12 protein-coding genes are annotated in these 12,821 nt (G+C 71.6%); 4 read left to right on the top strand and 8 right to left on the bottom strand.

Features of this window, described 5'->3' with window-relative positions:
- The first annotated feature begins 53 nt into the window (after nt 1-53).
- Together ACFVDP_RS04135 and ACFVDP_RS04130 are read left to right on the top strand one after the other, a co-directional pair.
- Nucleotides 54-872 carry a class I SAM-dependent methyltransferase gene (locus ACFVDP_RS04135; protein WP_383482848.1) on the top strand — a complete coding sequence of 273 codons (819 nt, stop codon included), beginning with the start codon at nt 54-56 and terminating at the stop codon, nt 870-872.
- Nucleotides 873-1,032: 160 nt separating this feature from the next.
- Nucleotides 1,033-1,215, top strand: a complete 183-nt coding sequence (locus tag ACFVDP_RS04130; protein WP_383482845.1) for a hypothetical protein — start codon at nt 1,033-1,035, stop codon at nt 1,213-1,215.
- Nucleotides 1,216-1,247: 32 nt separating this feature from the next.
- Here ACFVDP_RS04130 and ACFVDP_RS04125 read toward each other — a convergent pair whose 3' ends face one another.
- From ACFVDP_RS04125 to ACFVDP_RS04105, 5 genes are all read right to left on the bottom strand, one after another.
- Nucleotides 1,248-2,705, bottom strand: a complete 1,458-nt coding sequence (locus ACFVDP_RS04125; protein WP_383482844.1) for a family 43 glycosylhydrolase — start codon at nt 2,703-2,705, stop codon at nt 1,248-1,250.
- 110 nt (nt 2,706-2,815) lie between these two features.
- Complete coding sequence (locus tag ACFVDP_RS04120) at nt 2,816-3,757, bottom strand: carbohydrate ABC transporter permease (protein WP_383482841.1); 942 nt, start codon at nt 3,755-3,757, stop codon at nt 2,816-2,818.
- 1 nt (nt 3,758) lies between these two features.
- The gene (locus ACFVDP_RS04115; RefSeq protein WP_383482838.1) at nt 3,759-4,664 is read right to left on the bottom strand and encodes a carbohydrate ABC transporter permease; all 906 of its coding nucleotides are present in this window, start codon (nt 4,662-4,664) and stop codon (nt 3,759-3,761) included.
- A gap of 18 nt (nt 4,665-4,682) precedes the next feature.
- Nucleotides 4,683-6,026 (bottom strand): extracellular solute-binding protein, encoded by a 1,344-nt coding sequence (locus ACFVDP_RS04110; protein WP_383482835.1) that lies wholly within the window; start codon nt 6,024-6,026, stop codon nt 4,683-4,685.
- A gap of 91 nt (nt 6,027-6,117) precedes the next feature.
- Nucleotides 6,118-7,920 (bottom strand): glycoside hydrolase family 2 protein, encoded by a 1,803-nt coding sequence (locus tag ACFVDP_RS04105; RefSeq protein ID WP_383482832.1) that lies wholly within the window; start codon nt 7,918-7,920, stop codon nt 6,118-6,120.
- Nucleotides 7,921-8,070: 150 nt separating this feature from the next.
- Between ACFVDP_RS04105 and ACFVDP_RS04100 the strand changes: the two genes are divergently transcribed.
- Together ACFVDP_RS04100 and ACFVDP_RS04095 are read left to right on the top strand one after the other, a co-directional pair.
- Complete coding sequence (locus tag ACFVDP_RS04100; protein WP_383482829.1) at nt 8,071-9,093, top strand: LacI family DNA-binding transcriptional regulator; 1,023 nt, start codon at nt 8,071-8,073, stop codon at nt 9,091-9,093.
- A gap of 241 nt (nt 9,094-9,334) precedes the next feature.
- Nucleotides 9,335-10,390 carry a P1 family peptidase gene (locus ACFVDP_RS04095; protein ID WP_383482827.1) on the top strand — a complete coding sequence of 352 codons (1,056 nt, stop codon included), beginning with the start codon at nt 9,335-9,337 and terminating at the stop codon, nt 10,388-10,390.
- 34 nt (nt 10,391-10,424) lie between these two features.
- Here ACFVDP_RS04095 and ACFVDP_RS04090 read toward each other — a convergent pair whose 3' ends face one another.
- From ACFVDP_RS04090 to ACFVDP_RS04080, 3 genes are read right to left on the bottom strand one after another with little or no spacing between them, the layout of a single operon-like run.
- Nucleotides 10,425-10,832, bottom strand: a complete 408-nt coding sequence (locus tag ACFVDP_RS04090; RefSeq protein WP_383482824.1) for a RidA family protein — start codon at nt 10,830-10,832, stop codon at nt 10,425-10,427.
- Nucleotides 10,829-11,956, bottom strand: a complete 1,128-nt coding sequence (locus tag ACFVDP_RS04085; protein ID WP_383482822.1) for a mandelate racemase/muconate lactonizing enzyme family protein — start codon at nt 11,954-11,956, stop codon at nt 10,829-10,831. The genes ACFVDP_RS04090 and ACFVDP_RS04085 overlap by 4 nt, the downstream gene beginning before the upstream one ends.
- A gap of 37 nt (nt 11,957-11,993) precedes the next feature.
- Nucleotides 11,994-12,797, bottom strand: a complete 804-nt coding sequence (locus tag ACFVDP_RS04080; protein ID WP_383482819.1) for a creatininase family protein — start codon at nt 12,795-12,797, stop codon at nt 11,994-11,996.
- Nucleotides 12,798-12,821 lie beyond the last annotated feature (24 nt).

The raw sequence follows: 12,821 nt of genomic DNA, 5'->3' as shown, positions 1-12,821 counted from the left end.
GTCGGACGGTCCAACCGTAGACGAGTGGGCAAGTGCCCACCTAGAGTGGGCGCATGCCCACTCACCCTGTTCCCGGCCCGGACGAACCGCACAAGGCCCGCGGCATGGCGGAGTCGTTCGGCACCGATCCCGGCCGCTACGACCGCAGCCGGCCCCGCTACCCGGACGCGCTCGTGCGGCGGATCGCCGCGGCGGCGCCCGGCCGTGACGTCCTCGACGTGGGATGCGGCACCGGTATCGCCGCGCGCCAGTTCCGGGCGGCGGGCTGCACGGTCCTCGGCGTCGACGTCGACGCGCGCATGGCCGGCTTCGCACGCGAGCGCGGACTGCCCGTCGAGGTCGCCGGGTTCGAGACCTGGGACGACGCGGGCCGCACCTTCGACGCGGTCGTCGCCGGGCAGACCTGGCACTGGATCGACCCCGCCGCGGGCGCGGCGAAGGCGGCCGGTGTCCTGCGCCCCGGCGGCCGCATCGCCCTGATGTGGAACGTCTACCGGCCCGCACCCGCCCTCGCCGACGCGTTCGCCGCCGCCCACCGCGCGGCACTGCCCGACGCCCCGCGCATGCCATGGAAGCGCTCCGCGCCGGACGCGTACGACGCCATCTTCGAGAAGGTGGCCGACAGCCTGCGCGCCACCGGATCCTTCGGCGCGCCCGAGCGCTGGCAGGTCGCCTGGGAGCAGCCCTACACCCGGGACGCCTGGCTGGAACACCTGACGACCAGCGGCGAGGCGGCACTTCACACCCCGCGCCAGACGGCGGAGCTACTCGCCCGCACCGGAGCCGTCATCGACGAACTCGGCGGCACGTTCACGATGCCGTACGTCGCGGTGGCGGTCACCGCGGTACGCACCGGGGCAGCCGTCGCCTGACCCGCGGCCTCGGTGGCGTTGTCAGTACCGGGTGCTATCCCTGGGAAGGGAAGAGGCACAACGGACCGACGACGGAGGAGTCATCATCCAGGACGGACGGCAGCGGCGTTCCGGGCAGGATCTGTGTGTACGGCGGCATCCCGAGACACAGGTGGAGTGCGTGCTCCCCGACACGCACTACCCGCGCCCGCACTACGCCTTGGACGGAACCACCTGGCACGACGGCCTGTGCGGCGCGTGCCACGGCAGCGGGAGTCGCGACGGGGAGGTCTGCGACTCCTGCCGCGGCGGAGGCTTCTGCCTCCTGGAGATCGAGATCGACGCGGACACCGAAGGGGAGTGAGGGACGTGACGTGACGGGCGGGGACTGGGGCGTCAGTCCGTGTAGACCTCGGCCCGGTCCACACTGACGAACGAGCCGCTGGAGGCGGCACTGTGCTCGCCGGTGACCCGCACCCGCAGCGTGTGCGGGCCGCTCGTCAAGCGCGGGCTCAGATACTGGAGCGTCTCGCCGGTGCGGATCGCGCCGTAGAAGTCGACGCGCTGCTCGGGGCCGCCGTCGACACTGACCGCCGCGATCCCGTTCCCGGTGTCCTTGACCGACAGGAGCGCGATCCGGGTGCCGGTGAAGCTGAACGTCGCGGTGTTGCCCGCCTTGTCGCTCCAGTGGTCGTCGCTCCAGAAGCACTGCGCGGCGCAGCCGGTGCCCGAGTTCCAGGTGCCCGTGTACGTCACGCCGCCGGTGCCGCTGGTCCGGCTGTCGTCATTGATCCAGTAGTTGCCCGAACCGGGGTCGCCGGACGGCAGGTTCTGGGTCGCGCCCATCGCCAGCGGCGTTTCGAGGTTCGGGCTGCCGTCGGCGTTCCAGGTGATCTTCTGCGCGCGGGTCGTCCGGTTGGAGTACGTGTTCGTGGCCGTGGTCTTCGCGTGGTAGACCAGCCAGTCCTCGGTCCCGTCGGGGGACTTGAAGAAGGCGTGGTGGCCGGGGCCGAACACGCCGCGGGAGTCGGCACGGGAGAACACCGGCCCCGGGGCTTGCGTCCAGTTGCCCGGGACGAGCGGGTCGGCCTTGTCCGGCAGGGACATCATCCAGACCTGGTAGTCGGGCTTGCCGGTGTCGCAGGTCGAGTACGTCATCCACGTACGCCCGTTGCGGTTCAGGAACTCCGGGCCCTCGCGCACCTCCGGGCAGCCCCCGGCGGCGTCGATCGCGACCGCGTCGCCCGAGACGGTGTACGGGTTCGACATCGGCGCGATGTTCAGCCCGTTGTGCTGGTACGCGTTGATGCCGCTGTACGCGAGATAGAGCTTGCCGTTGTGCTGGAGGATGCCCGGGTCGATCGCGAAGTCGCCGGTGTGGTTGGGCGGGGTGAGCTTCGCCTTGAAGTGGTACGGGCCGGTCGGGTCGGCGCCCGACGACTCCAGGACGAAGAGCCGGTGGTGGTCGTCCGTGCCGTCGTCGGCCGTGTAGTACAGGTACCAGTGGTCGCCGAAGCGGTAGAACTCCGGCGCCCAGATGTGCTGGTTGCGGGAGGTGTCGGTGTCCGTCCACACCGTCTTCGGCTCGGCGTCGAGCAGGGTGCCCAGGGACGGCGAGCTCCACATCTTGATGCTGTCGCCCTGGGTGGTGGTCAGGTGGTAGGCCCCGTTCGCGTACGAGACGAACGGATCGGGGCCGGTGTTCAGCGGATTGCGGAAGGTGCCGCTCGCGGCCACGGAACTCGCCGGCTGTTCGGCGGGCTCCTGATGGGCGGCGGCCCGCGGGCTGCAGGCCAGCCCCGCGAGCAGAGCGAGGAGTGCGGGAACGAGGGCGGTACGGGACCGTGCGCGCACGAGCGGCTCCTTACATCGATGTAAGTCCCAGAACTTCAGGACCGTAGAGAAGGGATCGGGGCGGTGTCAACGAGGCACACCCGGTCAGGAGTTGTTCCTGGTGCGGATGGCTACTGTCCGCCCAGACCGGTCGTCGCGACCGACTTGACGATGTGCCGCTGGAAGAAGACGAACACGGCGACCAGCGGCAGGGCCGCGAGCACGGCCGAGGCCATCGACTGCGCGTACTGGATCCCGTACGCGTCCTTCACCGTGGTGATGCCGACCGGAAGCGTCATCAGGGACGGGTCGGACGTCGACACGAACGGCCACAGGAAGTTGTTCCACGCCCCGATGAACACGAAGATCGCGACGGCCGCGAGCATCGGCCGGGACAGCGGCAGCAGCACCGACCAGAAGATCCGCCAGTGTCCGGCGCCGTCGATCCGGGCCGCCTCCTCCAGCTCGACCGGGAGCGAGTCGAAGTGCTTCTTCAGGATGAACACCATCACGGGTGCCACGGTCTGCGGCAGGATCACCGCCGCGTACGTGTCGAGGAGATGCAGCGTCAGCATCTGCTCGAACCACGGCACGATGAGGATCTGCGGCGGCACGAGCACCGCGGCGATCGTCAGCGTGAACAGCCACTTGCGGCCCTTGAACAGCGTGCGGGAGAAGGCGTAGCCGGCCATCGCGGAGACCAGCACGGTGATCACGGTGACGGCGGCGGAGATCAGGAAGCTGTTGAGCATCCACAGGGGCAGGTCGCCGCGCTCCCACACGGTGCTGAACGCCTGGAAGGTGAAGCCGTGCTTCGGCCAGATCCAGTGCGTCGGATCGCTCGCGTCCTGTTCGGACTTGAAGGCCGTGAGCAGCGCCCACCCCATCGGCAGCAGCCAGACCAGGGCGGCGACCGCGAGGACCAGCAGGGCGAGGACGCGCGTGGTGCGGCCGGCGCCGAGCGTCAGGTTCGTGGTAGTGCGGCCGGTACCGGCGCCCGGGCGGCGCGGCGGGCGGACGGGAACGATGCGCTGCCGGGCGGGGCGCACGGGGGCGTCGGTGGTGGTCGTCATGTCACTTCTCCCGGCGGCGGAGTACGGCGAACTGGGCGGCGGAGGCGAGCAGCACGAGGGCGAAGAAGATGTAGCTGATCGCCGACGCGTAGCCGAGCCGGTAGCCGGTGAAGCCGACGTCGTAGATGTACTCGACGACCGGCCGCGTCGAGTTGTTCGGGCCGCCCTTCGTCAGCAGGTACACCTGGTCGAAGACCTTCAGGGAGGCCAGGAGCTGGAGCACGGCGATGACCGTCGTGATGCGGCTCAGCTGCGGCAGCGTGATCGAGAACAGGCGCCGCCAGGCACCGGCGCCGTCGATGGCCGCGGCCTCGTACAGGTGGTCGGGGATCGACTGGAGGGCGGCCAGGTAGAGCAGGAAGTTGAAGCCGACCGTCCACCACAGGGTCGTCAGCGCGATCGCCCACAGGGCCACCGACTCGTCACTCAGCCAGGCGACGTGGTCGAGGCCGACCGCGCCCAGGAGGTGGTTGTAGACGCCGAGATCGGGCTGGTACAGCCACAGCCACAGCAGGCCCACGACACCGACGGGCAGCAGGTACGGCGCGAAGAACGCCAGGCGCCACACCCACTGGCCGGGCAGCCCGGTGTGCACGAGGAGCGCCATGCCGAGCGCCACCACGACCAGCGGGACGGTCGAGATCAGCGTGAACAGGACGGTGTGCCACAGGGCCCGCCACATCTCGGCGTCGCCGAACGCCTCGCTGAAGTTGTCGAGGCCGACGAAGGACGGGGCGTGGGCGGACAGGGCCCGGTCCGTGAGCGCCATCCACAGGCCCTGGCCGAGCGGCCACAGCATGAACACGGCGAACAGGGCGAGGAAGGGGAGGGCGAAGAGCAGGCCCGGGGGCAGCAGCCGGCGCGCTGACAGCGGTCTCGGCCGGGGCGAGGCGTGCGGAGAGGACATCGTTGTGCCTCCAGAAGGTCAGGCCGGGCTGGGCTTGGAGAGGAAGGTGTTGACGCGGCGCACCATCGCGCGCGCCGCACGGTCCGGGGCGAGACCGTCGAGCAGGGCCTGCTGGAGCACCTGCGACATGGCGTTCTGGAAGTCGGAGCCCGCGCCGACGAACCAGGCCGCCGGGTCGAGGACCACCTGCGAGGCGGCCGACTTGTAGTGGGCCTGCGGCAGCAGTCCGGCGTACGCCTTGGTACGGGTGACCGGCGTGTACGCGGGGATGTGCCCGGCGGTCGCCCAGGTCTGGCCCGCCTTCAGGAGCGCGGCCGCCGCCTGGTGCGTGCGACGGCGGTGCGCGGCGTCCGGGCTGTCGCGGTGCGGGAGCACGAACGAGTGCGAGTCGGCGTAGATCGCCGGGGTGCCGAACACGGTCGGGAAGGGGGCGGCGTCCACCTTCTTGTCCGCGGTGCGGAACGTGCCGAGCTCCCACTCGCCGGACAGCGCCATCGCCGTCTGCCGGTTGGTGAACGCGGCGACGCTCGCGTTGTAGTCGAGCCGCCCGGGGTTGGCCTTGTCGCCGACCAGTTTGGCCATGAACGAGATGACCTCGGCCATCCGGTCCAGGTCCACCTTCGCGGGCCCGCCGGGCGGCAGGTCGAAGACACCGCCCGTCTGCTTGTACAGGCCGTAGAAGAGCCGCCAGCCCTGCGCGGTGTCGTTGACGTACCCGAAGGAGATGCCCTGCTTGCCCGACGCCTTCGCCAGCTCCCGCCCTGCGGCCAGGAACTTGTCGGGGGAGGAGAACGCGTCCAGGTCGAGCGTGCCGTCCGCCTTCAGCAGCCCCGCCTTCTTCGTCGGCTCCGGGTGGAAGAAGACGATGAAGGGGTGGGTGTCGAGCGGGATCGCGTACGTCCCGCCGTCGTACTGCGTCCGCTCCCACACCGCGTCCGCGAAGTCGCCCTTGTGGATGCCGAACTCGGCGAGCAGATCCATGTCCCACGGGTCCACGAGCCCGGTCGGCGCGTAGCCCGCGAGCCGCGACATGTGCGCGACGGCGAAGTCCGGGCCGCGCCCGCCGGCCGACGCCATGGCGAGCTTGGTGTAGTAGGGGGTGCCCCACTCCAGGACGGTGCGCTCGATGTGCGTGCCCGGCATGTCGGGCTGCGCCTTGCGCACCATCTCGTTGAGCAGGCCGCCGTCGGCCCCCTGGAACAGGTCCCACAGGCGGACCGTGCTGTCGCCCGCTGCCAGTGCGCTGCCGCAGCCGCTGAGCGCGCCCGCGCCGAGGACCGAGGCCCCCGCGGCGAGTGCGGCCGTCAGGGCGCGCCGTCTGGTGAGCGCGGGGCGACCGACGGGGGCGGGTATGCCGGTCATAGGGCTCCTTCCCGGTGGGCGGCGGGGTCGTCCCGACACCGCCGCCCACGGACATACATCGATGTAAATTGCAGGAATGGGCTGAGCTGGTTCAGTTCTCGAAGGCGGCCGCGCGGAGCTGGGCCGCCCGCAGCCGGGCGGTGTCGACCTTCTCGGCGCGGTCGAAGCGGTAGACGCCGTTGCGCTCCTGGAAGACGTCCGTGAGCTGGGTGTAGCAGTAGCCGAACATGTCCGGGTCGTCGAGCAGGACGCCCGTGAGCCCGGTGAACCGGTCGATGAACTCCTCGGCGCTGCGCGGCCGTTCGCCGTAGCCCCAGGAGTCGTCGAGCACATTGCCGGCCGCCTCCGCGGCGGCCTGCGCGTCCCACCAGATGCCGCCGAACTCGCTGCAGAAGTACGGCTGGCCGTTGTACGGCACTGACCAGGAACGCCCGTCGGGACCGGTGTTGAGGTACGGCTCGTTCTCCGCGAGGCCGCGCATCGTCTTCGCGAACGCCGCCGGGTCCTGCTCGTAGCAGTGCGAGTCGTACACGTCGGTCTCCGGCACCCGGTGCGCGTACCCGGAGGCGTCGATCACCGGACGGGTGCCGTCGGCCTGCTTCGTGGCCCGGAACATCGCGTGCGTGACGTCGTCGAGCTGCGTGATCCGGTCGTGCAGGTTCTGGTACGTCTCGTTGAGCGGGCACCAGCCGATGACCGACGGGTGCGAGTAGTCCCGCTCGACGGCCTCCAGCCACTGGGCGACGTAACTCGCGTCGGGCCGCTGGTTGTCGTCGCGGACGCCGACCTCGCAGCCCCAGTCGCCGAACTCGCCCCACACCAGATAGCCGAGCCGGTCCGCGTGGTAGAGGAAGCGCTCCTCGAAGACCTTCTGGTGCAGCCGCGCGCCGTTGAAGCCCGCGGCGAGGCCGAGTTCGATGTCGCGCACCAGGTCGGCGTCGCTCGGCGCCGTCATCAGGCCGTCTGGGTAGTAGCCCTGGTCGAGGACGAGGCGCTGGAAGACGGGCTCGCCGTTCAGGAGCAGCCGCTTGCCGTCGATGGAGACCGAGCGCAGACCGGCGTACGACGTCACGCGGTCCACCGGCGCGCCCTCGGCGTCGACGATCTCGAAGGTCAGGTCGTACAGGTGCGGGTCGGCCGGTGACCACACGCGCTGCCGGTCCGCGGGCACGGCGAGCGCCAGACGCGGGCTGAGGTCGAGGTCGGCGCGGGCCTCGGCCGTGACGACCTCGCCCCGCTCGTCGGCGAGGGTGGCGCGCACGCGGTGGCCCGGGGCGTTGCCGGTCAGCGGCAGTTCCAGGTAGAAGGTGCCCGAGGCGAGGTCCGGGGTGATCCGGGGGCGCCGCAGAGCGACCGTGCGCGGCACCGGCTCCAGCCACACCGTCTGCCAGATGCCGGTGGTGCGGGTGTAGTGGCAGTGCGAGTTCGCGTACCAGGTGGCCTGCTTGCCGCGGGCCTGCGGGCCGTGCCGGGTGTCGCGGGCCCGTACGACGAGCGTCAGTTCCTCGCCCGGGGCGGCGATGTCGCCGAGGTCCGCGGTGAACGGGGTGAAGCCGCCGCGGTGCCGGGCCACCTCCGTCCCGTTCGCCCACACCGTCGCGTCGTGGTCCACCGCGCCGAAGTGCAGCAGCACCCGGGTGTCCGTCCAGTCGGCGGGCACCGTCACGGTGCGCCGGTACCAGACGGCCTCCAGGAAGTCCGTCTCCTCGATCCCGGACAGTTCCGACTCCGGGCAGAACGGCACGGTGATGCGGTCGCTCAGCTCCCGCTCGCGCAGGCCGCGTTCCAGGCCCGTGTCGGACCGGTCGATCTCGAACTGCCAGGTGCCGTTGAGATTCAGCCAGGCGTCGCGGGCGAACTGCGGTCGCGGGTACTCGGGGCGGGGGACAGGCATGGTGCTCCTTGCCAGGTGAATGCTGTGCCAGTTGGTGCGCGGCTCATGGCACCATGGCGATTACATCGTTGTAAATATCCGGGCGGGGCGGGATCCGGCCCGAAACCGTTTCGTGATGCTCGATACGATCGCGGACGGCAGACGGAAGGAATGGACAGCGTGGCGGCCAGACCCAGGATCAAGGACGTTGCGGAGTACGCGGGTGTCTCGCCCAAGACGGTCTCCAACGTGATCAACAACTTCGAGCATGTCTCCGACCGGACCCGCGAGGCCGTCCGCGAGGCGATCGACGCCCTCGGCTACCGGGTCAACATCGCGGGCCGCCAGCTGCGGCAGGGCCGCACGGGCATGATCACCCTCGCCGTCCCCGAACTCGACGTCGCCTACTTCTCCGAGCTGGCCAAGCACGTGATGACCGAGGCCGACCGGCACGGCAGGACCGTGCTGCTGCACCAGACCGGTGGCTCGCGCGAGCGGGAACTGGCCGCGCTGCACGGCTTCGACGCCCAGTTCTCCGACGGGATCATCCTCAGCCCGCTCGCCCTGCAACCCCGTGACATCGCCACCCGCGACCGCCGGCTGCCCGTGGTCCTGCTCGGCGAGCGGCCCGCCGAGGGCAGCACCGACCATGTCGCCATCGACAACGTACGGGCGGCGCGCGAGGCCACCGAACACCTGCTGGCGCGCGGGCGTCGGCGGATCGCGGTGGTCGGCGGCCGGGTACGCGGCCGGCAGGGCACCGACCGGCTGCGCACGGACGGCCACCGGCAGGCCCTGAAGGCGGCCCATGTGCCCTTCGACAGCGATCTCGTGTTCGCGGTCGACGCCTACCACTGGCGGGACGGCGCACGCGCCGCGACCACGCTCCTCGAACAGGACACGCCGCCGGACGCGCTGCTGTGCCTCAACGACCACCTCGCGCTGGGCGCGCTGCGGGCCCTGCACGAGAAGGGCGTGAGCGTGCCGAAGGACGTCGACGTGGTCGGCTTCGACGACATCGAGGCGTCCCGGTTCAGCGTGCCCACGCTGACGACGGTGGCCCCGGACAAGAAGGAGATCGCGCGCGCCGCGGTGGCCCTGCTCGTCGACCGGATCGACGACCCCGACGGCGGGCCGTTGCAGGACCACGTGGTCGGGCACGAGGTGATGGTGCGGGAGAGCACCGGGGGATGAGGACGCCGGGGCTGAGAGAGAATCCCCGGACCGGTCGACCTGGACGGAGGATCCTGAGCGCCCGTCCACCGGCGGCTGCCACCCGTCTCGCGCCGGTGGGGACCGAACCGAGCCGCAAGGGACGACGCATCGCGCCATGACACCTCACTCCAGCCGCAGCCCCGGCAACGAGCCCGTTTCCCGATCCCGACCCCAGCCCCGCACTCGTCCCCGACCCCGGGATCTCGGCATCGCCCCGGGCGTGCTGCCGCCCGGCCCGGCGAACTCGCTCACCGACGTACCGGGTGTGCGCGTCGGGCACCTCACGCTGGACCACGACGACGCCGAGCTGCCGGTACGCACCGGGGTCACGGTCGTCGTCCCCGCGCCCGGCTCCGTGTTCCGCGACAAACCCGCGGCGGGCCTGGAGGTCGTCAACGGTTTCGGCAAAGCCGCCGGACTCAGCCAGATCGCCGAACTCGGCGTCCTGGAAACCCCGTTGGCCCTCACCAATACGCTCGGAGTCGGCGCCGCGTTCGAGGGGCTCGTGCGGCACGCGCTGGCCGGGCACCCCGAGATCGGCACGACCACGGGCACCGTCAACCCGGCCGTGTTCGAGTGCAACGACGGCTGGCTCAACGACATCCGCGGCCTGCACGTACGTCCCCGGCATGTGCTCGACGCCCTGGACGCGGCGACCGACGCCCCCGTGGCGGAGGGCGCGGTCGGGGCGGGCGCCGGCATGGTCTCCTTCGGCTGGAAGGCGGGCATCGGCTCCAGCTCGCGTCTCGTCGACGCCGGTGACGGCATCCGCTGGACCGTGGGCGCGCTGGTCCTGGCCAACTTCGGCAGCGCCGACGACCTGACCGTCACCGGGGTCCCCGTCGGCCGTACGCTCACGCCCGAACAGGCCGTGGAACAGGCCGAGTTCGCGCGCGGAGCGGGTTCCTGCGTCGCACTCATCGCCACGGACGCCCCGGCCGACGCCCGTCAGCTGCGGCGCATCGCGAAGCGGACGACGGTCGGGCTCGCCAGGACCGGCGGCATCATCCAGCACGGCAGCGGCGAGTACGCGCTCGCCTGGTCCACGACCCACCGCACCCCGCACATCCCGCAGGGCCCGGCGCGTGCCGCGTCCGCCGTCGCGGAGCACGGCCCCGTGCTCGACCTGCTCTTCCGGGCCGCGGCCGAGGCCACCGAAGAAGCCGTCCTCGCCTCACTGTTCGCGGCGCGTCCGGTCACGGGCGTACGAGGGCACCACGCACCGGCGCTGCCGGCGCGGGAGGTGGCCCGGCTGGTCGGTGCGGCCGCCCCGTGAGACCACGGGCGCCCGTGGTCCCACAGCCGCCGGATCAGGACGCGCGGCGCAGCGCCACCACGTCGATCTCGACCAGGATGTCCATCAGGTCGGAGCCGACGGTGGTGCGCACCGGACGGGGCTCGGCGAAGTGCTCCCGGTACACGGCGTCGTAGGCGGCGAAGTCCCTCTTCAGGTGCTGGAGATGGACGGTCGACTTCACCACGTCGTCCAGGTCGAGGCCGTCCGCCCGCAGTAGGGCCCGCAGATTCGCGAGGACCTGCCGGGTCTGTTCCTCGACGGTGCCGGCGACCGCGCCCGTGACCGGGTCCTGCGGGCCGAGGCCCGAGGTGAACAGATACGGTCCGGCGGCAAGCGCCTTGCTGTAGCCGCCGGCCGGCGGCGGGGCGTCGTCGCTGTGGACGGCACGCTTCGGCGCGACCTCCGTGAACTCGCCGCTCATCGGGTCAGGTCCCCTTCCTTCTCGTTCACCGCGGCGTAGTGACGCAGCTTGTCCTCGTCGACGGTGACGCCGAGACCCGGCCCGTCCGGCACGCGCAGGCGGCCCTCGCGCAGCGTGAGCGGCTCGATGATGTCGTCGGCGTGCAGGTAGTACATGGAGTCGATGGCGCGGGAGAGCACCGGCGTGCTGGCGACGACGGCGAGATGCGCGGCGGTGGCGATGCCGAGTTCGCCGCCGCTGTGCAGGTTCATGCCGAGTCCGAACGTCTCGCAGTGCGCGGCCAGCGCCTTCGTCGGCGCGATGCCGCCCCACTTGTAGACGTCACCGTGGATGACGTCGACGGCGCCGAGGCGCACCGCGGGCGCGAAGTCCTCGAAGCGGACCACGCACATGTTCGTGCACAGCGGGATGCGCACCTTCTGCCGGACCTGGCTCATCCCCTCGATCCCGACGCACGGGTCCTCCAGGTACTCCAGGTCGAGCTCCTCCAGGGCTATCCCGGCCCGCACCGAGTCGGGCACCGACCAGGCCGCGTTCGGGTCGACCCGCAGGTTCACCTCGGGCAGCGCGCCGCGCAGCGCCCGCAGGATCGCGACGTCGCCCTGCACATCGGTGGTGCCCTTGAGCTTCACGGCGGTGAACCCGCCCTCGGCGACCACGCGCGTGGTGTGCTCGGCGAGCACCGACGGCAGGTCGGCGGGGGCGGCGTCGGGCGCGTCGGCGCGGGTGATCAGCGCGGTCAGCGGCACCTCGTCGCGGACCGGGCCGCCGAGCAGGTCGGTCACCGACTGGCCGGTGGCCTTGCCCATGACGTCCCAGCAGGCGACGTCGAGCGCGGCGAGCGCGGCATAGCCGAGGTAGCCGTAGAAGAACGGCACCATGTGGTGGCGGCGGTGGAAGGACTCCAGGGCGAACGGGCTGGTGCCGATCAGGTCCTCGGCCAGATCGCGGACGATCGCGGCGACCGGCCGGCCCCACATCGTCTCGCCCCAGCCCTCGATCCCGGAGTCGGTCCTGATCCGCACCACGGTGCGGGTCTCGCCGGTCTTCGTCTCGAAGGAGCTGGTGAACGGGTTGACCAGCGGCAGATTGACCACGTGGACGTCAACGGCGGTGATCTTCATGGGAGTTGCGGGTTCCTCTCGGGGACAACAGGGGGTGTCAGCGGGGCAGGGCGGGGCGGGTCGCGGCGTCGAAGGCGAGCACCGCGCGGGCCAGGCCCCGTACGCGGACGTCCAGGAGCCGGGCGCCGTGCTCGGCGTCCGCGCCGGCCGCGTCGTCGGTGGCCCCGCCGACGCGCTCCCACTCGCCGTGGCGCTCCACGGTCAGGCCCGGGTGGGGCGGCCGGTCGAACAGGGGCGGCGGATCGACCGGCTCCCACGCCGGCCGCTCGGCCCGGACGAGGCCGGGGTGGGCCGCCAGCATCAGGGACGTCTCGAACCAGCCGGCGTGCCCCGGCACCAGCGCGGCGCGCTCGCCCTCGCTGTCGTCGCTGCCGTCACCGTCGGTCAGCGTCCAGTACGAGCACGCCGCCGCGGTCACCTCGGCGCGCAGGGCGAAACGCTTCACGGCCAGCCGCATGATCTCGTCGTTGCCGCCGTGCCCGTTGACGACGAGGACCCGGCGGTGCCCGCTCGCCGCCAGCGAGTCGAGCAGTTCGTCGAGGACCGCGCCGAGCACGGGCGCGGACAGGGTGAGGGCTGCGGCGAACGTGTGGTGCGGGCTGTGCCCGTACGGCAGCGTCGGCAGCCGGACGAGGTCGGGCACGTCGGCCCCGGCCGCGGCCTGCTCGTCGAGGAGGGTCAGTGTCCGCGAGAGGACCGCGTCCACCAGCATCGTGTCCGTCCCCATCGGCAGATGCCCGGCGTGCTGCTCCTGCGAGCCGATCGGCAGCACGGCGATCGCGTCGGGGGCCGCGGCGCGCGTCTCGCGCCAGGTGCTCTCGGTCAGATTCCGGAAGGTCATGCCGCTGTCTCCCCGGTCCGGGGG

Source organism: Streptomyces sp. NPDC057694 (genome assembly GCF_042799415.1).
Taxonomy (GTDB): domain Bacteria; phylum Actinomycetota; class Actinomycetes; order Streptomycetales; family Streptomycetaceae; genus Streptomyces.
Note: the sequence above shows the minus strand (reverse complement) of the source record. Positions and strands in the feature narration are given on the sequence as shown.